This window comes from Citrobacter sp. Cb031, from assembly GCF_030336725.1.
GTDB classification, from domain to species: domain Bacteria; phylum Pseudomonadota; class Gammaproteobacteria; order Enterobacterales; family Enterobacteriaceae; genus Citrobacter; species Citrobacter braakii.
On the sequence record NZ_JAOWDA010000019.1, the window covers coordinates 1 to 23,210 of the forward strand.

Annotated in this window: 20 protein-coding genes and 2 rRNA genes; 13 read left to right on the plus strand and 9 right to left on the minus strand. The window is 52.7% G+C overall.

Annotated elements, in window-relative coordinates:
• The first annotated feature begins 58 nt into the window (after positions 1 to 58).
• Together OGV93_RS01280 and rrf are read left to right on the plus strand one after the other, a co-directional pair.
• A 23S ribosomal RNA gene (locus tag OGV93_RS01280) occupies positions 59 to 2,965 on the plus strand.
• Between the two features lie 96 nt (positions 2,966 to 3,061).
• A 5S ribosomal RNA gene (rrf, locus tag OGV93_RS01285) occupies positions 3,062 to 3,177 on the plus strand.
• A gap of 1 nt (position 3,178) precedes the next feature.
• Here the strand turns inward: rrf and OGV93_RS01290 are convergent.
• Positions 3,179 to 3,319, minus strand: a complete 141-nt coding sequence (locus OGV93_RS01290; RefSeq protein ID WP_160289483.1) for a hypothetical protein — start codon at positions 3,317 to 3,319, stop codon at positions 3,179 to 3,181.
• A 141-nt stretch (positions 3,320 to 3,460) separates the two neighbouring features.
• Here OGV93_RS01290 and OGV93_RS01295 point away from each other — a divergent pair, with 141 nt between their 5' ends.
• A complete protein-coding gene (locus tag OGV93_RS01295) occupies positions 3,461 to 4,759 on the plus strand; it encodes an MFS transporter (RefSeq protein ID WP_016154060.1) in 1,299 nt (432 codons plus the stop codon).
• Here OGV93_RS01295 and OGV93_RS01300 read toward each other — a convergent pair.
• The 5 genes from OGV93_RS01300 to trxC all read right to left on the minus strand — a co-directional run bounded on the left by OGV93_RS01300 (position 4,756) and on the right by trxC (position 10,478).
• A complete protein-coding gene (locus OGV93_RS01300; RefSeq protein WP_016157180.1) occupies positions 4,756 to 5,079 on the minus strand; it encodes a YfiM family lipoprotein in 324 nt (107 codons plus the stop codon). The genes OGV93_RS01295 and OGV93_RS01300 overlap by 4 nt on opposite strands.
• Positions 5,080 to 5,123: 44 nt before the next feature.
• Positions 5,124 to 6,479, minus strand: a complete 1,356-nt coding sequence (pssA, locus tag OGV93_RS01305; protein ID WP_003835350.1) for a CDP-diacylglycerol--serine O-phosphatidyltransferase — start codon at positions 6,477 to 6,479, stop codon at positions 5,124 to 5,126.
• A gap of 114 nt (positions 6,480 to 6,593) precedes the next feature.
• A complete protein-coding gene (locus OGV93_RS01315; protein ID WP_016157179.1) occupies positions 6,594 to 9,254 on the minus strand; it encodes a bifunctional acetate--CoA ligase family protein/GNAT family N-acetyltransferase in 2,661 nt (886 codons plus the stop codon).
• A gap of 36 nt (positions 9,255 to 9,290) precedes the next feature.
• Complete coding sequence (gene tapT, locus OGV93_RS01320; RefSeq protein WP_019077411.1) at positions 9,291 to 9,989, minus strand: tRNA-uridine aminocarboxypropyltransferase; 699 nt, start codon at positions 9,987 to 9,989, stop codon at positions 9,291 to 9,293.
• 69 nt (positions 9,990 to 10,058) lie between these two features.
• A complete protein-coding gene (trxC, locus tag OGV93_RS01325; RefSeq protein ID WP_003037559.1) occupies positions 10,059 to 10,478 on the minus strand; it encodes a thioredoxin TrxC in 420 nt (139 codons plus the stop codon).
• 207 nt (positions 10,479 to 10,685) lie between these two features.
• Here trxC and OGV93_RS01330 point away from each other — a divergent pair, with 207 nt between their 5' ends.
• Positions 10,686 to 11,765, plus strand: a complete 1,080-nt coding sequence (locus OGV93_RS01330) for a tRNA/rRNA methyltransferase (RefSeq protein ID WP_016157178.1) — start codon at positions 10,686 to 10,688, stop codon at positions 11,763 to 11,765.
• A gap of 33 nt (positions 11,766 to 11,798) precedes the next feature.
• Here the strand turns inward: OGV93_RS01330 and ung are convergent, their stop codons facing one another.
• A complete protein-coding gene (gene ung, locus OGV93_RS01335) occupies positions 11,799 to 12,488 on the minus strand; it encodes a uracil-DNA glycosylase (RefSeq protein WP_016154055.1) in 690 nt (229 codons plus the stop codon).
• A 317-nt stretch (positions 12,489 to 12,805) separates the two neighbouring features.
• Here ung and grcA point away from each other — a divergent pair, with 317 nt between their 5' ends.
• Entirely contained in the window at positions 12,806 to 13,189 is a 384-nt protein-coding gene (grcA, locus tag OGV93_RS01340; protein WP_003037563.1) for an autonomous glycyl radical cofactor GrcA, read from the plus strand.
• Positions 13,190 to 13,301: 112 nt separating this feature from the next.
• Here the strand turns inward: grcA and srmB are convergent, their stop codons facing one another.
• Entirely contained in the window at positions 13,302 to 14,630 is a 1,329-nt protein-coding gene (gene srmB / locus OGV93_RS01345) for an ATP-dependent RNA helicase SrmB (RefSeq protein ID WP_016157176.1), read from the minus strand.
• A gap of 130 nt (positions 14,631 to 14,760) precedes the next feature.
• Between srmB and trmN the strand changes: the two genes are divergently transcribed.
• On the plus strand, positions 14,761 to 15,498 hold the full coding sequence (trmN, locus tag OGV93_RS01350; RefSeq protein ID WP_016154053.1) for a tRNA(1)(Val) (adenine(37)-N(6))-methyltransferase TrmN: 738 nt from the start codon (positions 14,761 to 14,763) through the stop codon (positions 15,496 to 15,498).
• Here trmN and nadB read toward each other — a convergent pair.
• Positions 15,483 to 17,105, minus strand: coding sequence for an L-aspartate oxidase (gene nadB, locus OGV93_RS01355; RefSeq protein ID WP_047358259.1), 1,623 nt, complete (start codon positions 17,103 to 17,105; stop codon positions 15,483 to 15,485). The two genes, trmN and nadB, sit on opposite strands and share 16 nt — an antisense overlap.
• Before the next feature lie 306 nt (positions 17,106 to 17,411).
• On the opposite strand from nadB, the gene rseD reads away from it, so the two are divergent.
• The 7 genes from rseD to lepB all read left to right on the plus strand — a co-directional run bounded on the left by rseD (position 17,412) and on the right by lepB (position 23,210).
• Positions 17,412 to 17,534, plus strand: coding sequence for a rpoE leader peptide RseD (gene rseD, locus OGV93_RS01360; protein ID WP_223306697.1), 123 nt, complete (start codon positions 17,412 to 17,414; stop codon positions 17,532 to 17,534).
• Positions 17,531 to 18,106, plus strand: a complete 576-nt coding sequence (gene rpoE, locus OGV93_RS01365) for an RNA polymerase sigma factor RpoE (RefSeq protein ID WP_003037573.1) — start codon at positions 17,531 to 17,533, stop codon at positions 18,104 to 18,106. Before rseD ends, rpoE begins: the two co-directional genes overlap by 4 nt.
• Before the next feature lie 31 nt (positions 18,107 to 18,137).
• Complete coding sequence (gene rseA / locus OGV93_RS01370) at positions 18,138 to 18,788, plus strand: anti-sigma-E factor RseA (protein WP_019077408.1); 651 nt, start codon at positions 18,138 to 18,140, stop codon at positions 18,786 to 18,788.
• The gene (gene rseB, locus OGV93_RS01375; RefSeq protein WP_016154050.1) at positions 18,788 to 19,744 is read left to right on the plus strand and encodes a sigma-E factor regulatory protein RseB; all 957 of its coding nucleotides are present in this window, start codon (positions 18,788 to 18,790) and stop codon (positions 19,742 to 19,744) included. The genes rseA and rseB overlap by 1 nt, the downstream gene beginning before the upstream one ends.
• On the plus strand, positions 19,741 to 20,205 hold the full coding sequence (rseC, locus tag OGV93_RS01380) for a SoxR-reducing system protein RseC (RefSeq protein WP_016157173.1): 465 nt from the start codon (positions 19,741 to 19,743) through the stop codon (positions 20,203 to 20,205). Before rseB ends, rseC begins: the two co-directional genes overlap by 4 nt.
• A gap of 215 nt (positions 20,206 to 20,420) precedes the next feature.
• Positions 20,421 to 22,220, plus strand: a complete 1,800-nt coding sequence (gene lepA / locus OGV93_RS01385) for a translation elongation factor 4 (RefSeq protein WP_003037577.1) — start codon at positions 20,421 to 20,423, stop codon at positions 22,218 to 22,220.
• Between the two features lie 15 nt (positions 22,221 to 22,235).
• Entirely contained in the window at positions 22,236 to 23,210 is a 975-nt protein-coding gene (lepB, locus tag OGV93_RS01390) for a signal peptidase I (RefSeq protein ID WP_016154048.1), read from the plus strand.

Consider the following 23,210-nt stretch of genomic DNA (forward strand, 5'->3'; position numbering starts at 1 on the left):
CGAGTCTCTCAAATTTTCGCAACACTGAAGTGTTTTACGAAACATCTTCGGGTTGTGAGGTTAAGCGACTAAGCGTACACGGTGGATGCCCTGGCAGTCAGAGGCGATGAAGGACGTGCTAATCTGCGATAAGCGTCGGTAAGGTGATATGAACCGTTATAACCGGCGATTTCCGAATGGGGAAACCCAGTGTGATTCGTCACACTATCATTACGTGAATACATAGCGTAATGAAGCGAACCGGGGGAACTGAAACATCTAAGTACCCCGAGGAAAAGAAATCAACCGAGATTCCCCCAGTAGCGGCGAGCGAACGGGGAGCAGCCCAGAGTCTGAATCAGCATGTGTGGTAGTGGAACGGTCTGGAAAGTCCGACGGTACAGGGTGATAGTCCCGTACACAAAAGTGCATGTGTTGTGAACTCGAAGAGTAGGGCGGGACACGTGGTATCCTGTCTGAATATGGGGGGACCATCCTCCAAGGCTAAATACTCCTGACTGACCGATAGTGAACCAGTACCGTGAGGGAAAGGCGAAAAGAACCCCGGCGAGGGGAGTGAAAAAGAACCTGAAACCGTGTACGTACAAGCAGTGGGAGCCTCTTTATGGGGTGACTGCGTACCTTTTGTATAATGGGTCAGCGACTTATATTCTGTAGCAAGGTTAACCGAATAGGGGAGCCGAAGGGAAACCGAGTCTTAACTGGGCGTTAAGTTGCAGGGTATAGACCCGAAACCCGGTGATCTAGCCATGGGCAGGTTGAAGGTTGGGTAACACTAACTGGAGGACCGAACCGACTAATGTTGAAAAATTAGCGGATGACTTGTGGCTGGGGGTGAAAGGCCAATCAAACCGGGAGATAGCTGGTTCTCCCCGAAAGCTATTTAGGTAGCGCCTCGTGAATTCATCTTCGGGGGTAGAGCACTGTTTCGGCTAGGGGGTCATCCCGACTTACCAACCCGATGCAAACTGCGAATACCGAAGAATGTTATCACGGGAGACACACGGCGGGTGCTAACGTCCGTCGTGAAGAGGGAAACAACCCAGACCGCCAGCTAAGGTCCCAAAGTCATGGTTAAGTGGGAAACGATGTGGGAAGGCACAGACAGCCAGGATGTTGGCTTAGAAGCAGCCATCATTTAAAGAAAGCGTAATAGCTCACTGGTCGAGTCGGCCTGCGCGGAAGATGTAACGGGGCTAAACCATGCACCGAAGCTGCGGCAGCGACACTATGTGTTGTTGGGTAGGGGAGCGTTCTGTAAGCCGTTGAAGGTGGCCTGTGAGGGTTGCTGGAGGTATCAGAAGTGCGAATGCTGACATAAGTAACGATAATGCGGGTGAAAAACCCGCACGCCGGAAGACCAAGGGTTCCTGTCCAACGTTAATCGGGGCAGGGTGAGTCGACCCCTAAGGCGAGGCCGAAAGGCGTAGTCGATGGGAAACAGGTTAATATTCCTGTACTTGGTGTTACTGCGAAGGGGGGACGGAGAAGGCTATGTTAGCCGGGCGACGGTTGTCCCGGTTTAAGCATGTAGGCGGAGATTCCAGGTAAATCCGGAGTCTTGTTAACGCTGAGGTGTGATGACGAGGCACTACGGTGCTGAAGTAACAAATGCCCTGCTTCCAGGAAAAGCCTCTAAGCATCAGGTAACACAAAATCGTACCCCAAACCGACACAGGTGGTCAGGTAGAGAATACCAAGGCGCTTGAGAGAACTCGGGTGAAGGAACTAGGCAAAATGGTGCCGTAACTTCGGGAGAAGGCACGCTGATATGTAGGTGAAGTGATTTACTCATGGAGCTGAAATCAGTCGAAGATACCAGCTGGCTGCAACTGTTTATTAAAAACACAGCACTGTGCAAACACGAAAGTGGACGTATACGGTGTGACGCCTGCCCGGTGCCGGAAGGTTAATTGATGGGGTTATCCGTAAGGAGAAGCTCTTGATCGAAGCCCCGGTAAACGGCGGCCGTAACTATAACGGTCCTAAGGTAGCGAAATTCCTTGTCGGGTAAGTTCCGACCTGCACGAATGGCGTAATGATGGCCAGGCTGTCTCCACCCGAGACTCAGTGAAATTGAACTCGCTGTGAAGATGCAGTGTACCCGCGGCAAGACGGAAAGACCCCGTGAACCTTTACTATAGCTTGACACTGAACACTGGTCCTTGATGTGTAGGATAGGTGGGAGGCTTTGAAGTGTGGACGCCAGTCTGCATGGAGCCAACCTTGAAATACCACCCTTTAATGGCTGGTGTTCTAACGTAGACCCGTGATCCGGGTTGCGGACAGTGTCTGGTGGGTAGTTTGACTGGGGCGGTCTCCTCCTAAAGAGTAACGGAGGAGCACGAAGGTTAGCTAATCCTGGTCGGACATCAGGAGGTTAGTGCAAAGGCATAAGCTAGCTTGACTGCGAGAGTGACGGCTCGAGCAGGTGCGAAAGCAGGTCTTAGTGATCCGGTGGTTCTGAATGGAAGGGCCATCGCTCAACGGATAAAAGGTACTCCGGGGATAACAGGCTGATACCGCCCAAGAGTTCATATCGACGGCGGTGTTTGGCACCTCGATGTCGGCTCATCACATCCTGGGGCTGAAGTAGGTCCCAAGGGTATGGCTGTTCGCCATTTAAAGTGGTACGCGAGCTGGGTTTAGAACGTCGTGAGACAGTTCGGTCCCTATCTGCCGTGGGCGCTGGAGAATTGAGGGGGGCTGCTCCTAGTACGAGAGGACCGGAGTGGACGCATCACTGGTGTTCGGGTTGTCATGCCAATGGCATTGCCCGGTAGCTAAATGCGGAAGAGATAAGTGCTGAAAGCATCTAAGCACGAAACTTGCCCCGAGATGAGTTCTCCCTGACCCTTTAAGGGTCCTGAAGGAACGTTGAAGACGACGACGTTGATAGGTCGGGTGTGTAAGCGTAGCGATACGTTGAGCTAACCGATACTAATGAACCGTGAGGCTTAACCTTACAACGCCGAAGGTGTTTTGGCGGATGAGACATCGAAATTCAGCTTGATTACAGATTACATCGACATGCGAAAAGCGTGTTGATAAACAGAATTTGCCTGGCGGCTGTAGCGCGGTGGTCCCACCTGACCCCATGCCGAACTCAGAAGTGAAACGCCGTAGCGCCGATGGTAGTGTGGGGTCTCCCCATGCGAGAGTAGGGAACTGCCAGGCATCAAACAAGTGAAGAAGCCCATCCTGCCGGATGGGCTTTTTTGCGTCTGCAGAGAATGGAACTGCCGGATGCAGCGTACCATTTTATCCAGCCCATAAAAGCCCACTCTATTTCAAACCGATTTTTCTCTTTCTCGAACATATCTGAATCCTTTCTCTGCTAATGAAAACCGTGATCTTTCTCTCATAATAAATTATAACAATTATATAACATTTATTTCACCAAAAAATACACAACCACCATTGATAAATTAATGCAATCGTTGGCAGGGGTACAATTCTAATGGCTGATAGCAGTGTAACTGAGAACGGGGCGCTGGCAGACGGCGATACTCGGCGTCGTATATGGGCGATTGTCGGAGCATCATCAGGGAATCTGGTCGAATGGTTTGATTTCTATATCTATTCTTTCTGCTCTCTCTATTTTGCTCATATCTTTTTTCCATCAGGAAACACCACCACGCAACTCTTACAAACAGCCGGAGTTTTTGCTGCAGGCTTTCTGATGCGACCGATTGGCGGCTGGCTGTTTGGTCGCATCGCGGATAAGCACGGGCGTAAAAAGTCGATGCTGCTGTCAGTTTGTATGATGTGTATGGGATCGCTGGTGATCGCTTGTCTTCCGGGATATGAAACCATCGGTACCTGGGCTCCTGCTCTATTGCTGCTGGCTAGGTTATTTCAGGGGCTGTCTGTCGGTGGTGAATACGGGACCAGCGCTACCTATATGAGTGAAGTAGCAGTTGAAGGTAAGAAAGGTTTTTATGCTTCCTTCCAGTACGTGACGTTAATCGGCGGGCAGTTACTGGCACTGCTGGTTGTGGTCATATTACAGCAAACGTTAGAAGACTCAGCGCTAAGATCGTGGGGTTGGCGTATTCCATTTGCGTTGGGCGCCGTACTGGCTATTGTTGCGTTATGGCTGCGTCGACAGTTGGATGAAACCTCGAAACAGGACGTTCGCGCGCTGAAAGAAGCTGGTTCTCTGAAAGGTCTGTGGCGTAATCGCAAAGCCTTCATCATGGTGCTTGGCTTTACCGCTGCTGGCTCGCTCTGTTTTTACACGTTCACAACCTACATGCAGAAGTACCTGGTTAACACTGCCGGTATGCATGCCAACGTAGCCAGTGGGATTATGACGGCGGCACTGTGTGTGTTTATGCTAGTGCAACCGTTGTTCGGTGCCTTGTCAGATAAAATTGGCCGACGTACTTCAATGCTGTGTTTTGGCGCGTTGGCCGCGATTTTCACCGTCCCCATTCTGACAGCGTTGCAAAGCGTGACGTCCCCGTATATGGCGTTTGCTCTGGTGATGTGTGCCTTGCTGATTGTGAGTTTCTATACGTCAATCAGCGGTATTCTGAAGGCCGAGATGTTCCCGGCACAGGTGCGCGCTCTTGGGGTTGGATTATCTTATGCGGTGGCCAATGCTCTGTTTGGTGGCTCAGCCGAATATGTTGCGTTATCCCTGAAGTCTGTCGGTATGGAAACAACATTCTTCTGGTACGTTACAGCACTGGCAATAGTCGCATTTTTGGTATCGCTGATGCTGCATGGGAAGGGGAAAGGTCTGCGCCTCTAGTGATGTGCCAGTTGCCAGACCGCATAGCCGGTAGACGCGCCTGCAACATCCCAGGCGAAGTCTTTCCAGCTCCAGCCGCTCCCAGCGGGACGGCTGTCCCATAACTCTTTTGACGCGCCCAGGCTGACAGAGAACATCAGGCCGATAGCCGCGCTGCGATCGCGGCTGTTGCCCTGATGTTGAGCATATTCGTTTCCAGCTGCGGAGAGCATAGCGGAGGCGATAAAGTGTTGAGCCTTGTCTTGTCCGCTCCAGCGGTCGTTTGCCATGTGGCTGCAGCCAGAAATGGCCAGGATACTGAAAAGAATAAACAAGCGCACCGTTGCCTCCATAGGAAAAACCCCGTCACTGGACGGGGTCTTGGTTACAGAATACGGCTAATTAGTCTGTCGATACGGATACGGCGTAGTCGACGGATGAGCTTACGCACTTTGACTGGATAGTCGGCAATGCTTTGCAGGTCGCGATAGTGCTTAACGACGGTAGTATGCGTGCGAATAAGCTCCAGTTCTTTATCGCGCTGGGGAGTCAGCTCTTGCTTCGGATCGTGGATAAGGATGGCGTTTTCCAGATCCAGACGCCAGGCGCGAGGGTTAAGGTTGTTGCCGGTGAGCAGCATCCATTTATCATCAACCCACATGCCTTTCAGATGATAGGTGTTGTCATCATCTTTCCATAAGCGCACGACCAGTTGGTCGGTATTCACGTAATATTGCAGTCTGCTCAGGAAACGGCGCAGGTTAATTTCATACAGGTAGGGCAGCGCGCCGATGATTTTAAATGGCTCATCTTCTGGAATGAAAAAGTCGTTGGCGGTTTTATCACCGACAATGATCTCGACCTTTTTGCCTTCACGCAGCAGCTGAATGATATTGCGCACCAGTATAGCGGGCAGGTTGAAATAAGGGGTACAGATTGTGAGCTTGTGCTCCGCGCAGGGCATAAGGTGGAAAATGGTCTTATTTAACAGACTGGATTTTCCAAGGCCTACCAGAGGCGTTACCGAGAGCTGTTCATTATCCGCATCACCCTGAAAATGGAATGACGCATCGCGCAGTTCCTGACGGTAAAGGCGGATGTCGTTTTTAATTTCCGGGCTTTTAGGGCGATTAATATCATCAAGACGATTAACGCCGCGACCGTTCATCAGGTTCTGCGTGACCCAATCGAACATGATATCGGCCATTTGCGCGTTGCGAATCAACTGATAACGGTCATAGCGATATTTATCATGCTGATGCAGATAAACATCATTCAGGCTGGCCCCGCTGTACAGGACGCTGTCATCGATGATAAAGCCTTTAAAATGCAGGACGCCAAGCGCTTCTCGGGTGTTAATCGGAACACCGTAGACAGGAATATCAATACCTGGGTTTTCTTGTGCCATTCGGCAATACCAGTCAGCGTTGGTATTCGATGCCGCAGCACCAATACGTCCGCGCTGGGCTCGGTGCCAGTCGACAAGCACCCGGACATCCAGTTCAGGACGCTGCCGTTTTGCCGCATAGAGCGCGTCGAGTATGCCTTTGCCACCGTCATCCTGTTCCAGGTACAGCGCAATAATGCAGATCCGTCGCGTCGCGCTGGCTATTTTTTCCAGCAGAGTCTCCCTGAAATTAGCGGGAGCATAAAAGAAATCTACATCATCAACTGACTGAGAAATCTTGGGTAGTTGGGCAAGGTGTTGTTGATGTTTATTACGCTTAAATTTTGACAACATCACAGTGCATTTCTTCTCTGTTCATTGAAGGGTCCTCTGTGCTATGCAGACGACATAAGCGGGTAATGATACCACCAGTACCTATTAATGTGGTCAACATTTCCAGTACCTTACTCACGATTCCTCAAATTGGGCCAGATTAAGCGTTAGCCCAACAATTCCCTCTTCGAGTTGGACGTCAACAGCGAACCCGAGTTTCCGGGCCAGGGCGACCATCCCACGATTGTTTGGCATCGTAATACCATTCAAACGTCTAAGTCCGTGATCTCGGGTATATGCAATTAATTTTTCCATCAACCGGCGACCCAGTCCAAGCCCTTTGAGATCTGAACGAACCAGCACGGCGAACTCGGCGTCAATGTTATCAGGATCCGAGATTGCTCGCGTTACGCCGAGGATCTCTTGCTGATTGTTTTTACAGCGTACCGCAACAAAGGCCATTTCCCGATCGTAGTCGATCTGCGTCATATTGGCTAAATCTTCGTGGGTAAATTCGTTGATCTCACTGAAATAGCGATAATAAAGATCTTCTTTTGTTACCTGAGAAATGAACTGCTGCAGATGAGGTTCATCCTCGGGCAAAATAGGGCGGAACAAGCAACGCTCGCCGTTCTTCAACTCCACCCATTCTTCAAGCTGATGAGGGTAGGGACGTATAGCCAGTCTGCTTTCGTTATCGCCCGTGAAAGGGGCAATGTCCAGCGTGACATCCAGCGCGGTAAATTCACCGGCGGAGGCCAACAGCGGATGAATATCCAGACGCTGAATTTCCGGGCAATCGACGATCAGATTGGAGACCTGCACCAGAAGCTGACTTAACCCGGCGATATCCAATGGGCGTAATGCGCTGCGAGCGCGGATCTTTTTATTTTTGATCCCCTGGATCACCAGATAACGCGCCAGATTCATGTTCAATGGCGGCAACGCCACCACGGCTTGTTCTTCTGGTCGCCACTCAACTCCGCCTTCACCAAGCATAATCAACGGGCCAAATACCGGGTCGTGTTCAACGACGACGCGCAGCTCCTGAGCGCCAGCGCGATTCGCCATACTTTGTACTAATAAACCGTGAATGCGCGCCTGCGGCCAGGCCATTTTTACCCGATCAAAAATCGCATTGGCTGCCTGCTGCACCTCTGTTGCTGTCCGCAGGTAGAGCATTACCCCCTGAACTTCTGATTTATGCGGGATATCAGGAGAACGCAGCTTTAGCGCCACCGGGTAACCGATTTGCTCCGCGATGTGTACGGCTTCAGCGCTGTCGCTGGCGATCCACGTCGGCAGCGTGTGTAAGCCATAGGCTTGTAAAATCGGCTGCACTTCATGGGTATCCAGCGACGTTGCTCCTTCAGCAATCGCCTGCTGTAACAGATTATGCGCCTCGGCGGTGTTGGTGGTCAGGTAGTCGGGCAGCGCAGGGGTTTCCCGCAGTTGCTTCTGGTTACGCCGGTACTCCACCATATGCATAAACGCGGTGATGGTGCCTTCTGGCGTGCGGTAGGTAGGTAATCCGGCTTCGCTAAACAGTCTACGGGCTTCCTGGGAGGAAAACTCTCCGCACCAGTTGGTCAGCAACGAGACGAACTTACCGCGGGGATGACGTTTTACCGCTTCGATTAACGCTTGTGCGCTTTCTGTTCCCGGGGCGGCTGCGCTGGGTGAGTGAATCACCATCAGTGCGTCGAAATCCTGGCTGGCGAGCAAGATATCCAGCGTCTTAACGTAGTGTTCGCTGCTGGCGTCGTCACGCAGATCCAGCGGGTTGGCGATATCAATATGTTCAGGTAAAGCATCGCGTAATTTCTGGCAGGTATCTTCACTCAATGTCGCCAACTTGCCATTTTTTGACCACAGCTCATCTAATGCCAGTGCGGCAGGCGCGGCCCCATTGCTGATGATCATCAGCCTGTCGCCGCGCAGTGGACGCATGTGGCTCAGGGTTTCTACCGCAGAGAAGAGCTCGTGAGTGTCTTGTACGCGTAATAAACCGGCGCGCTGGATAGCCGCGTCCCACGCAGGGTCCATCCCTGCACTGGTATGCAGTAAACGCTGTGCCGCCGGACTACGACCACTCTTAATCACCAGAATGGGTTTATTGCGCGAGGCGCTACGGGCGGCGGAGACAAAGCGCCGGGCATCACTTAAATGTTCGAGATAAAGTAATATCGCGCTGGTTTTACTGTCGCGCGCCAGGTAATCCAGCAGTTCATCAACGTCGATATCAAGGCTGTCGCCCAGCGCGATAAACCAGGAAAAACCCATGTCGCGCTGTTGCGCCCAGTCCAGAATGGTGTTGGAAATCGCCGCTGACTGGGAAATAAATGCCAACTTACCGCGCTTGATGGGAACGGGGGAAAAGCTGGCGTTAAGCCCCTGCCAGGGCGCGAGAAGTCCCAGGCTGTTTGGGCCGAGGAGACGTATGTTGTAGCGTGCGGCGCAGGCCAACAATTCCAGGTGCTGCGATGCGGGAGCTGAAAGAATAATGCAGGTTTTACAGCCTTTCTCGCCAAGCGCTTCGAGTAATGCCAGGTTGCGGCTGGCATTGGTGCACAACACGGCAAGGTCTGGGCTAAAAGGCAGGCTGTTGATATTGGGCCAGGCCAGGACGCCCAACACCGCTTTCCATGCTGGCGTCACTGGTAAAACAGGTCCATTGAAACCGCCGGCAAGCAGGTTACGCATCATCAGGTAACCTGCGCGATTAGGCTTCATTGACGCCCCAATCACCGCAATGGATTTCGGTCGCAGTAGTGCTTCCAGACCACGCTGACTCATATCGGCTTCCTTAATGACACCAGTGACCGAATGATTTTAAACGCTTTCTGGCGAGTCTGCTGTGACGCTTCCCTGATGTTGAGTTTTTCCTGCCAGGTAGCGGGTTTTAAAGCGAGTGAAATGATCGCTCAACCCCTCCGCGGCTTGCGTATCGCCCGCCAGATCCAACAACGCGATGGCCACTTCGGCAGTACAGTATTGCCCTTCTGCGTGAATGCCACGCAGGTGGTAAGCGGAAAGTCGCGATAAATCAACGGAGATCACCGGCAGGTTATCAAGATACGGGCTTTTGCGGAACATTTTACGCGCTTCAGGCCAGGTACCATCAAGCATGATAAACAACGGTGGTTTACCGGCTGGTGGCGCGAAAATCACTTCACGCTCTTCGCCCGCATAGGATGCCGGGAATACAACCATCGGCTGGTAATCCGGATTTTTCACCAGTTCGAGCAGCGCCTGCGGCGGTTCGGTGCGTGACCACTGAAAAGCCGTGGTATCGGGCAAAATATCGGCAATCAAACGTCCCGTGTTGCTGGGCTTCATCGGCTCGGTATCAAACATCACCAGACAAAAGCGGCTTTTGGCCTCAGACGGCACCAGCGTTGCGCACAAGCAGAGCTTCAGCGGCAGCAGGCAGCGCTGACAGCGGCGAATGCGATTACCTCGGGCAAGGAAAGGGCGCGTGGCGCGCGCGAGGCGCTCAGCGCGTAACTGAAGAACAGCGTTATCGGTCATGGGAGAACACGTTGAAAAACGCTATTGTCGCAGAGGTGAAAACGGGGCACAAGATGCGCCCCGTAGAGATTATAATGATTCGTTAAGCCAGCTATCAAACGGGGCTTTAGGTACGGCGCCATTAAGCATGTCGACGATTTCACCTTTTCTGAAGATCATAATGGTCGGGATGCTGCGGATACCGAAACGGGCGCTGAGTTCTCGCTCGGCTTCTGTATTCACTTTAACAAAACGCACTTTACCGCTACGCTCTTCCGCGACATCTTCAAAAATCGGGGCGAAGTTACGGCATGGACCACACCAGGGGGCCCAAAAATCAACCACCACCGGGAGATCGTCTTTTAACAGTTTATCCAGTGTTTCACCGGTCGCATTGATCACCTCCCCATCAAACAGGTCGTGACCACAGCGTCCGCATTTAGCCGCTTCCTGGACACGATCGTCGGGGATGCGGTTGATAGCCTGGCAGCTGGTACAAACGGTATTCATAACTAACCTCTGGATGAGTGGAGTGGACTTCACGGCAGTAACGCCAGTATGTTTCTATTATGTTACATATTATCGGGGAGTCTGTTCTAAACAACAATGCGTTTTATTCAATGAGTACAATAGTCCTTAGCTTTTAAATGAAATAATGGCTAACGACGTGCACATCGGGTAATCTTCGCGCTTCGCGCAGAGCAGGTGGAGAAAAACATGAGCGACGAACTGAAGAATAAAAACGGCAAGGTCAAAGTGATGTACGTCCGCAGTGACGATGACTCGGACAAACGCACCCAAAATCCACGTACTGGTAAAGGCGGCGGTCGCCCCGGTACTTCCCGAGCCGAAGGCGGTCGTCGCCCTGCCCGTGATGACAGAAAGGGTCCGAACAGCGAACGTGGTCGTGAACGTGGTCGTGGCCGCGATGTAGAACGCGACCGTGGACGTGAAGATTCACCATGGCGTACCGTGTCCCGCGCACCGAATGATGATGCAGCAGACAAAGCCGATCACGGTGGTATCAGCGGCAAAAGCTTTATCGATCCTGAAGTATTACGTCGTCAGCGCGCGGAAGAAACCCGCGTTTACGGTGAGAATGCCTGTCAGGCTCTGTTCCAGAGTCGTCCGGACGCTATTGTTCGCGCCTGGTTTGTTCAGAGCGTAACCCCGCGCTTTAAAGAAGCATTACGCTGGATGGCGGCGAACCGCAAAGCCTACCACGTGGTTGACGAAGCCGAGCTGGCGAAAGCCTCCGGCACTGAACACCATGGCGGCGTCTGTTTCCTGATCAAAAAACGTAACGGTACCACTGTTAAGCAGTGGGTTGGTCAGGCCGGGGCGCAGGATTGCGTGCTGGCCCTGGAAGACATTGCTAACCCGCACAATCTGGGCGGCATGATGCGTAGCTGCGCGCACTTCGGTGTGAAAGGCGTAGTGGTACAGGATGCGGCGCTGTTGGAATCAGGTGCGGCTATCCGCACTGCTGAAGGCGGAGCTGAGCACGTTCAGCCGATCACCGGTGACAGTATTGTCGATGTGCTGGACGACTTCCGTAAAGCGGGTTACACGGTAGTGATGACCTCAAGCGTGAAAGGCAAGCCGCTGTTTACTACCACGTTGCCGGAAAAAATGGTGCTGGTATTAGGGCGTGAGCGTGAGGCTCTGCCAGAAGCAGCATGCTCAGCCGACGACCTGTGCGTGGCGATAGACGGTACGGGCAACGTAGAAACGCTCAACGTTTCTGTCGCGACCGGCGTGCTGCTCGCGGAGTGGTGGCGTCAGAACAAAGCCTGATAATAAAAATGCCAGCGATTCGCTGGCATTTTTTTACTCGCTTTCTGCTGGTAATACCGGCGTCCAGTCAATCGGCTTTTCACCTCGCTGTTCCAGCCACTCATTAGCCAGTACAAAATGATTGCAGCCAAAGAAACCGCGATGCGCAGAGAGCGGTGATGGGTGCGGCGCTTTCAATACATGGTGACGCTGCGCATCAATAATCGCACCTTTCTTTTGTGCGTGTGAACCCCAGAGCAGGAATACCACGCCTTCCCGATGTTGGTTAATCAGGCTGATGACTTTATCGGTAAATGTTTCCCATCCCAGACTGGCGTGCGAATGTGCCTGCCCGGCACGGACGGTAAGCACGGTGTTGAGTAACAGCACACCCTGGCGTGCCCAGCTTTCCAGATATCCGTGCGTTGGGCGTGTGAAGCCAGGAATCGTTGCTTCCAGCTCTTTGTACATGTTCAGCAACGAGGGCGGGGTGGCAATACCGGGGCGGACAGAAAACGCGAGACCGTGTGCCTGGCCCGGACCGTGGTATGGATCCTGCCCCAGGATGACGACTTTCACGTCGCCAAGTTCGGTAAAGCGAAAAGCGTTGAATACATCTTTTTGTGGCGGATAAATTGTCATACCTGACTGACGCTCGCCCGCCACAGTATGCAGCGTGTTAACAAAATAAGGCTGCTGTTTCTCTTCTGCCAGCACATCGTGCCAGGTTAATTCGGTGGCCATCTCGCTCTCCTGCGAATTTTCAATCCCCCTAGCTTAACTGCTTCTTTCGACGTCGCAAAATTCTGTACGTTTCTCAAGGGTCTACCCCTTAAAGATAGTTGAAAATTTATGTAAAAAGTTTAGCTGCGCATGTGGCGTAAGTTGATGTAAAACAATAAAATCCACCTATCACCACTTTTCATGTGTGGTTTTTATTGATTTAAATCAAAGATTCAAGGGGGTGTGAGGGGTATATATACACTCAAGCAACAATGGTTTTACCAATTGGCCGGATGACGGCCAACCGAGATCAAATAATTTTGCCGGGGAGGCATCAAATGATTACAGGTATCCAGATTACTAAAGCTGCAAATGACGACCTGCTGAACTCTTTCTGGCTGCTGGACAGCGAAAAAGGCGAAGCACGCTGCATCGTTGCGAAAGCAGGTTTCAATGCTGATGAAGTCGTTGCTGTCAGCAAACTGGGTGAGATCGAATACCGTGAAGTACCGGTAGACGTACAGCCGGAAGTCCGTGTGGAAGGTGGTCAGCACCTGAACGTGAACGTTCTGCGTCGTGAAACGCTGGAAGATGCGGTTAAGCATCCGGAAAAATATCCGCAGCTGACCATCCGTGTTTCTGGTTATGCCGTGCGTTTCAACTCTCTGACGCCAGAACAGCAGCGCGACGTTATTGCTCGTACCTTTACTGAGAGCCTGTAAGGTTCACGGGGAATAACCCCGTCTGGCAGAGAATCTGAAAGCGGAAGATGCCAACGTATCTTCCGCTTTTTTGTGCACAAAAAATGCCGGGCTAAATGGCCCGGCATTCGGTTTACTCTTTGTCGGACTGCTGGGTAGCAGCTCCGCTCGGCTTACGGCGTTTGCCGACATTTTTGGCGTCGCGGTGACGTTTTTTCACCCGCGGTTTCTCTTTCTCTTTCGCTTTTTGCTCGGCGCGCTTCGCCAGCACTTTCTTGGATGGCTTACCGTTAGATTTCTCACTTGGCGCGCGCGTGGTTGGACGCAGTTCGTCGATGACGCGTGCTTTCAGTGGCTCGTCAATGTAGCGGCTCGCTTTGCCGAGCAGCAGATGGTCGTGGGCTTCAACCAAAGAGATCGCAGTACCTTTACGGCCTGCACGACCGGTACGGCCAATGCGGTGCAGATAGGCATCGCCACTGCGCGGCATGTCGAAGTTAAACACGTGGCTGACGTCAGGAATATCGATCCCACGAGCGGCAACGTCGGTTGCTACCAGCACGTTCACACGACCATCGGTCAGGCGTTTGATCGCTTCATTACGTTTGTTCTGCACCATCTCGCCTTCGAGATAGCAGTTATTAATGCCCGCCTGGCGCAACCAGCCTGCCAGCTCGTGCACACGCTCGCGTTTACGTACAAAAACAATCGAGCGGGTCGCTTCCGGCTGTTTTAACAAATGGATCAGCAGGGCCGTTTTGTGCTCGATGTCATCGGCACGGTAGTAAAACTGATGAATCTTCTTGCGTTCGCGGGTAGACGGATCCGCCGAAACTTCAACCGGATCCTCCAGCAGACGCTCAGCAAAATCTTTAATCGCATCGCCTTCCAGCGTGGCGGAGAACAGCATAGTTTGCTTACGCCAGCGGGTTTCTCCAGCGATATGCTCGATGTCCTGGGCAAAGCCCATGTCCAACATGCGGTCTGCTTCATCGAGGATTAGTGTCTCAACCGCATGGCAGTCAAAGTTTTCTTCTTTAATGTACTGCAGCAGACGACCGGTAGTGGCGACCACGATGTCCTGGTTTTCGCTAAAGACTTCCATGTGGTTCATGTAAGCCACGCCGCCGGTAATCGTGGCGATATCCAGATGCGTATTCTTCGCCAGTTCACGGGCGTGTTCGGCAACCTGCATCGCCAGTTCGCGCGTCGGTGTCAAAATCAAAATGCGCGGCGGGCCAGATTTCTTGCGCGGGAAGTCGAGCAGGTGCTGCAACGCTGGCAGCAAATATGCCGCCGTTTTACCGGTGCCTGTCGGCGCAGAACCGAGTACATCACGGCCATCGAGCGCAGGCGGAATGGCGGCAGCCTGAATGGCGGTCGGGCGAGTGAAACCTTTTTCCTGGAGGGCATCCAGAAGGCTTTCATCGAGTTCAAGTTCGGAAAAAGTCGTTACAGTCATGTTCTACCTCTGAGTGGGGCGCTGATTATAGACGTTACGGCTGCAATCTTCATCTGTTTGTATGGATATACCTTCTCAGGTATTGTTTTTATCCTATGTTATCGTTTTTTTTCCAGGAAGGTTGTTCTTCATGCCCCAGTCTACATCCGTACTTAGACGTAATGGATTTACTTTTAAGCAGTTTTTTGTGGCACACGATCGTTGTGCAATGAAAGTCGGAACGGACGGCATTTTATTGGGGGCCTGGGCCCCTGTTGCTGGCGTAAAGCGGATCCTGGATATTGGTACCGGGAGCGGCCTGTTGGCGCTGATGCTGGCCCAGCGCACAGATGAAAACGTCATCATTGACGCTGTGGAGCTTGATGTTGATGCCGCGCAGCAGGCGCAGGAGAACATCGCGCAATCCCCGTGGATGCATCGCGTGAACGTTCATACGGAAGATGTGCAGCAGTGGGTACCGCGCCAGACCGTGCGCTTTGATTTGATCATCAGCAACCCTCCCTATTATGAACAGGGAGTGGAATGTGCCACGCCGCAGCGCGAGCAGGCTCGCTACACCACCACGCTCGATCATCAAGTATTGCTGACGCTGGCGGCAGACAGCATTACGGAAGAAGGTTTTTTCTGTGTGGTGCTGCCCGAACAGATTGGTAACGCCTTTTCCCAGCAGGCACTGGGCATGGGCTGGCATCTGCGATTGCGCACGGATGTAGCAGAAACTGAGGCCCGACTACCGAATCGGGTACTGCTGGCATTCTCCCCGCAGGCCGGGGAGTGCTTTAGTGACAGGCTGGTGATCCGTGGGCCAGACCAACGTTACTCTGAAGGTTACACGGCGCTGACCCAGGCGTTTTATCTGTTCATGTGATGACTTAGCGGTGAGAGAATGGACGGGCCCGCCTCTGGAAGCTGTTCTGGATAATCCAGCGTATAGTGCAGGCCCCGACTCTCTTTACGCATCATCGCGCAGCGGACAATCAGCTCAGCAACCTGCACCAGATTGCGCAGTTCCAGCAAGTTGTTCGACACGCGGAAATGAGCGTAATACTCGTCGATTTCCTGTTGCAACATGGTGATACGGCGTAGGGCGCGCTCCAGACGTTTAGTTGTGCGCACGATACCGACGTAATCCCACATAAATAGCCGCAGCTCATGCCAGTTATGCTGAATCACAACCAGTTCATCCGGGTTTTCTACCCGGCTTTCATCCCAATCCGGGAGGGTGCTGACGCTGCGAGCATAAGGCATTCGCCTGTCGATATCTTCAGCCGCGGACCAGCCGTAAACCAGGCACTCCAGTAATGAGTTTGACGCCATCCGGTTGGCTCCATGCAGGCCGGTGTAACTCACTTCGCCGATCGCATACAGCCCGTCGACATCCGTACGGCCAAAGTCATCCACCATCACGCCGCCGCAGGTATAGTGCGCGGCAGGAACGATGGGAACCGGCTCTTTGGTCAAATCGATGCCCAGTCCCAGCAATTTTTCATAAATCATCGGGAAATGCTGACGAACAAATTCTTCCGGTTTATGGCTGATGTCGAGAAACATGCAGTCAGCGCCCAGGCGCTTCATTTCGTGGTCAATGGCGCGGGCAACAATATCGCGGGGAGCCAGTTCGCCACGCTCGTCAAAATCGGGCATAAAGCGCGAACCGTCCGGGCGCTTCAGATGTGCGCCTTCGCCACGCAGCGCCTCGGTTAGCAGAAAGTTGCGCGCCTGCGGATGATACAGCGCCGTCGGGTGAAACTGGTTAAATTCCAGGTTGGCGACACGGCATCCCGCGCGCCAGGCCATCGCAATCCCATCACCCGAGGAAATATCTGGATTGGTGGTGTATTGGTACACCTTTGACGCGCCGCCGGTGGCCAACACTACTGACTTGGCATGGCAGGTTTCTACGGCTTCTTTATTACGGTTCCAGATCCAGGCTCCGACAACCCGACGCGTTCCCGGCAGACCGATTTTATCGGAGACAATCAGATCGACGGCATTACTGCGCTCAAGAACCCGTATGTTGGGGTGATTTTGTGCCTGGCTGACGAGGGTGGTTTCGACTTCTTTACCGGTGGCATCCGCAGAGTGCAGAATGCGTCGATGGCTATGACCACCTTCACGGGTCAGGTGATAGCTCTCTTCACCGTTGGGCTGAACCTGCGTATCAAATAAGACGCCCTGATCGATAAGCCACTGAACGCAGGTGCGGGCATTGCTGGCGACAAATTCAACCGCATGGCGATCGCACAGGCCGGCCCCGGCAATCAGGGTATCTTCAACGTGGGAATCGATGCTGTCGGTTTCATCAAACACCGCGGCAATACCGCCCTGGGCATAAAATGTCGAGCCTTCGCTGACCGGACCTTTGCTCAGGACAATAACCTGATGTTTTTCGGCCAGGCGCAGCGCCAGTGAGAGTCCGGCAGCCCCGCTGCCAATGATCAGCACGTCACAGGATAATTCAGGAGTCGTATTCATGATTTTTGTTTAATTTACTAAACAGTGTTTGGTCACCATAGCACCACATTGCGCGATACTGCACGTTTTATTTTTAAATGTGTTGCAGTGACTAAACATGAAAAAAAAAGCATGACGAGGACGAAATGAGCAAAAATATTTTGTGAAGCAGGCCGTTAGCACCAGATTATGTGATGAAATAAAGTGGCCGTTGGGTTACTCTGCAAGCGGTGAAATGGGCATTTCTAAACAGATAGTGCGTCGATCGGATTATGTAGACTTATAATGAGAGATAAGACCTGTCTACAACATGACAAACAAAAAACAATGCGTAACGGAACTTTACGAAACTTGAGCACTCTAAGCATTTGCTTGCTCATAGTGAAGCTGATGGAGTGGCGTTTCGAAGGCGCGTGGAAATTTGGTTTGGGGAGACTTTACCTCGGATGAGCGAGCAGTTAACGGACCAGGTCCTGGTAGAACGGGTCCAGAAGGGAGATCAGAAAGCCTTTAACCTACTGGTAGTGCGCTATCAGCATAAGGTGGCGAGTCTGGTTTCTCGCTATGTACCGTCGGGCGATGTACCCGATGTAGTACAAGAAGCATTTATCAAGGCCTATCGTGCGCTGGACTCGTTCCGGGGAGATAGTGCTTTTTATACCTGGCTGTATCGTATTGCAGTCAATACAGCGAAGAATTACCTGGTCGCTCAGGGGCGTCGTCCACCTTCCAGTGATATTGATGCGATTGAAGCAGAAAATTACGAAAGTGGCGGTGCGCTGAAAGAAATTTCGAACCCTGAGAACTTAATGTTGTCAGAAGAACTGAGACAGATAGTTTTCCGGACTATTGAGTCCCTCCCGGAAGATTTACGCATGGCAATAACCTTGCGGGAGCTGGATGGCCTGAGCTATGAAGAGATAGCCGCTATCATGGATTGTCCGGTAGGTACGGTGCGTTCACGTATCTTCCGAGCGAGGGAAGCTATTGATAATAAAGTTCAACCGCTTATCAGGCGTTGACGATAGCGGGATACTGGAAAAGGTATTAGGCATGCAGAAAGAAAAACTTTCCGCTTTAATGGATGGCGAAACGCTGGATACTGAGTTACTCAAAGAGCTGACTCAGGACCCGGAAATGCAAAAAACCTGGGAGAGTTATCACCTGATTCGCGATTCCATGCGAGGTGATACCGCCGACGTTCTCCATTTCGATATTTCCGCCCGCGTAATGGCTGCCATCCAGGATGAGCCAGTACGTCAGACGGTGCCATTGATTCCTGAGGCCCAGCCAGCACCGCACCAGTGGCAGAAAATGCCATTCTGGAAAAAAATGCGTCCATGGGCCGCGCAGCTTACCCAAATGGGTGTGGCCGCGTGTGTATCACTTGCAGTTATTGTTGGCGTCCAGCACTATAATGGGCAATCTGAAACGTCCCAGCAGCCCGAAACGCCGGTATTTAATACATTACCGATGATGGGTAAAGCCAGTCCGGTAAGCCTGGGTGTACCCTCTGACGCGACGGCCAGCGGCGGTCAGCAACAGCAGGTACAGGAGCAGCGTCGTCGTATTAATGCCATGTTGCAGGACTACGAACTGCAACGTCGACTGCACTCTGAACAGCTTCAGTTTGAGCAGGCCCAAACACAGCAAGCCGCTGTGCAGGTGCCAGGAATTCAAACTTTAGGAACGCAATCGCAGTAATGAAGCAACTTTGGTTTGCCATGTCACTTGTGGCTGGTAGCCTGTTTTTCTCTGTAAACGCCTCGGCCAATCCTGCGTCCGGGGCGTTGTTGCAGCAGATGAATCTGGCCAGCCAGTCGCTAACCTATGAGCTGTCATTTGTCAGCATCAATAAGCAGGGTGTTGAATCCCTACGTTATCGCCATGCCCGCTTGGATAACCGTCCGCTAGCGCAACTGTTGCAAATGGATGGACCGCGCCGGGAAGTGGTGCAGCGTGGCAATGAAATTAGCTATTTTGAGCCTGGTCTCGAACCGTTCACGCTGAACGGCGACTATATCGTTGACTCTCTGCCCTCTCTGATTTACACCGACTTCAAACGTCTTGCTCCCTACTATGACTTTATCTCAGTAGGTCGCACCCGCATTGCCGATCGGCTCTGTGAAGTGATCCGCGTAGTCGCCCGTGACGGTACGCGTTACAGCTATATCGTCTGGATGGACACGGAGACTAAGCTGCCGATGCGCGTCGATCTTCTCGACCGTGATGGTGAGACGCTGGAACAGTTCCGTGTTATCGCGTTTACCGTAAACAACGGCGTTAGCGATAGCATGCAGGCGCTGGCGAAAGCCAATCTACCGCCGTTGCTGTCAGTTCCTGCGGGTGAGAAAACCAACTTCAACTGGAGTCCGTCGTGGTTGCCGCAAGGCTTCAGCGAAGTTTCCAGCAGTCGACGTCCGCTGCCGACGATGGATAACATGCCGATCGAATCGCGCCTATATTCTGATGGCCTGTTCAGTTTCTCCGTGAACGTAAACCGTGCGATGCAAAACAGCGCCGATCAGCTGTTGCGAACCGGGCGTAGAACGGTTAGTACCAGCGTGCGTGATAACGCAGAAATTACGATTGTGGGCGAGCTTCCACCGCAAACGGCGAAGCGTATCGCGGACAATATTAAGTTCAGGGCTGCACAATGATTAAAGAGTGGGCGACAGTCGTCTCCTGGCAAAATGGTCTGGCGACGGTCAGCTGTGATGTTAAAGCATCATGTAGCAGCTGTGCTTCGCGGGCCGGATGTGGGAGCCGCGTGCTGAACAAACTTGGGCCGCAGACCACGCATACCATCGTGGTGCCCAGCGACGAACCCTTAGCGCCCGGTCAAAAAGTTGAACTGGGTATTGCCGAGGGTAGCCTGCTGGGTTCAGCGATGTTGGTCTACATGTCTCCGTTGGCGGGGCTCTTTCTCTTCGCGGCGTTATTCCAGGTGCTGTTTGGTTCCGACCTTGCGGCATTAAGCGGTGCCGTGCTGGGGGGCGTGGGCGGATTCCTGATTGCCCGTGGATACTCTCGTAAGCTTGCTGAGCGCGAAGCCTGGCAGCCGGTCATTCTGAACGTTGCTCTTCCACCCGATCTCATTCGCGTCGAAACCCAACAGTGATAGCTTTGCCTGATGGCGCTTGTGTCGCCATCCGGCAAAAGTTTCACCGACTTTGCAAAGTTGTTTCCAGTTCCCGCTATCCTTGCTCTATGAACATTTCCTCGCCTCAGCGTTGTAGTGTAGAATGCGGCGTTTCACTTAAACAGACGTTAAGCTCAGATCAGCGACTTCTCAGAGCCTGCTCAGGCGGGCGTAAGGCACAATAATTACACTATATGAAGAACATACGTAACTTTTCAATCATAGCTCACATCGACCACGGTAAATCGACGCTGTCTGACCGTATTATCCAGATCTGCGGTGGCCTGTCTGACCGTGAAATGGAAGCGCAGGTTCTCGACTCGATGGATCTTGAGCGTGAGCGCGGTATTACTATCAAAGCGCAGAGCGTGACGCTCGATTTCAAAGCATCTGATGGTGAAACCTATCAGCTTAACTTTATCGACACCCCGGGCCACGTTGACTTCTCGTATGAAGTTTCCCGCTCGCTTGCTGCCTGTGAAGGCGCACTGCTGGTGGTTGATGCCGGACAGGGCGTCGAAGCACAGACCCTGGCTAACTGCTATACCGCCATGGAAATGGATCTGGAAGTGGTGCCGGTACTGAACAAAATTGACCTGCCAGCCGCCGATCCTGAGCGTGTGGCGGAAGAGATCGAAGATATCGTCGGTATCGATGCGACGGATGCCGTTCGCTGTTCGGCGAAAACCGGCGTTGGCGTCACTGACGTTCTTGAACGTCTGGTGCGCGACATCCCGCCGCCGGAAGGCGACCCGGAAGGTCCGTTACAGGCGCTGATCATCGACTCCTGGTTCGATAACTACCTGGGCGTCGTATCACTGGTGCGTATTAAAAACGGCACCATGCGTAAAGGCGACAAAATTAAAGTGATGAGCACCGGTCAGGTCTATAACGCTGACCGTCTGGGTATCTTCACGCCAAAACAGGTTGACCGTACCGAGCTGAAATGCGGCGAGGTGGGTTGGTTGGTTTGTGCGATTAAAGACATCCTGGGCGCACCGGTTGGCGATACCCTGACGCAGGCGCGTAACCCGGCGGACAAGCCGCTGCCAGGCTTTAAAAAAGTGAAGCCGCAGGTTTACGCCGGTCTGTTCCCGGTGAGCTCTGACGACTACGAAAACTTCCGTGACGCGCTCGGCAAGCTGAGCCTCAACGACGCCTCCCTGTTCTATGAACCGGAAAGCTCAACCGCGCTGGGCTTCGGCTTCCGCTGTGGCTTCCTCGGTCTGCTGCACATGGAGATCATTCAGGAACGTCTGGAACGTGAATACGATCTGGATCTGATCACTACCGCGCCGACCGTAGTCTACGAAGTCGAAACCACGGCGAAAGAGACGATCTACGTCGATAGCCCGTCCAAGCTGCCGCCGTTGAACAACATTTACGAACTGCGTGAGCCGATTGCTGAGTGTCACATGCTGCTGCCGCAGGCTTACCTCGGTAACGTCATCACGCTGTGTATCGAGAAGCGCGGCGTACAGACCAACATGGTTTACCACGGTAACCAGGTGGCGCTGACCTATGAAATTCCGATGGCGGAAGTGGTACTCGACTTCTTCGACCGTCTGAAGTCAACTTCTCGCGGCTATGCGTCGCTGGACTATAACTTCAAACGTTTCCAGGCGTCTGACATGGTGCGCGTTGATGTTCTCATCAACAACGAACGTGTCGATGCGCTGGCGCTGATTACCCACCGCGACAACTCCCAGAGCCGTGGTCGTGAACTGGTCGAGAAGATGAAAGATCTGATCCCTCGCCAGCAGTTTGATATCGCGATCCAGGCGGCCATTGGTACGCACATCATCGCGCGTTCAACGGTTAAGCAGTTGCGTAAAAACGTTCTGGCGAAATGCTACGGTGGCGATATCAGCCGTAAGAAAAAGCTGCTGCAAAAACAGAAAGAGGGTAAAAAGCGCATGAAGCAGATCGGTAACGTCGAACTGCCACAGGAAGCCTTCCTCGCCATTCTGCATGTCGGTAAAGACAGCAAATAATCTTAAGGAGTTGGCATGGCGAACATGTTTGCCCTGATTCTGGTGATTGCCACACTGGTGACGGGCATTTTATGGTGCGTAGATAAATTCATCTTCGCGCCTAAACGCCGGGAGCGTCAGGCAGCAGCGCAAGCTGCTGCAGGTGATTCACTGGATAAAGCAACGCTGAAAAAAGTGGCCCCTAAGCCAGGCTGGCTGGAAACCGGGGCATCCGTTTTCCCGGTTTTAGCTATTGTGCTGGTGGTGCGTTCATTTATTTATGAGCCGTTCCAGATCCCGTCTGGTTCGATGATGCCGACACTGCTTATCGGTGACTTTATCCTGGTGGAGAAATTTGCCTACGGGATTAAAGATCCGATTTACCAGAAAACGCTGATCGAAACCGGCCATCCGAAACGCGGTGATATCGTGGTGTTTAAATACCCGGAAGATCCGCGTCTGGACTACATCAAACGTGCTGTCGGTTTACCGGGAGACAAAGTGACGTACGATCCGGTGGCGAAAGAGGTAACTATTCAGCCAGGATGCAGTTCCGGTCAGGCGTGTGAAAACGCGCTGCCGGTAACGTACTCTGATGTTCAGCCAAGTGATTTTGTGCAGACATTTGCGCGTCGTAACGGCGGTGAAGCGACCAGCGGCTTCTTTGAGGTTCCGCTGAATGAAACGAAAGATAACGGTATTCGCCTCTCCGAGCGTAAAGAAACGCTGGGTGAGGTAACGCACCGCATTCTGACCGTGCCAATCGCGCAGGATCAGGTGGGGATGTATTACCGCCAGCCAGGCCAGCAGTTGGCAACCTGGATCGTCCCGCCGGGACACTACTTCATGATGGGTGATAACCGTGACAACAGCGCGGACAGCCGTTACTGGGGATTTGTGCCGGAAGCGAATCTGGTTGGTAAAGCAACCGCTATCTGGATGAGTTTCGATAAGCAAGAAGGCGAATGGCCGACCGGTGTGCGCTTAAGCCGTATTGGTGGCATTCACTAA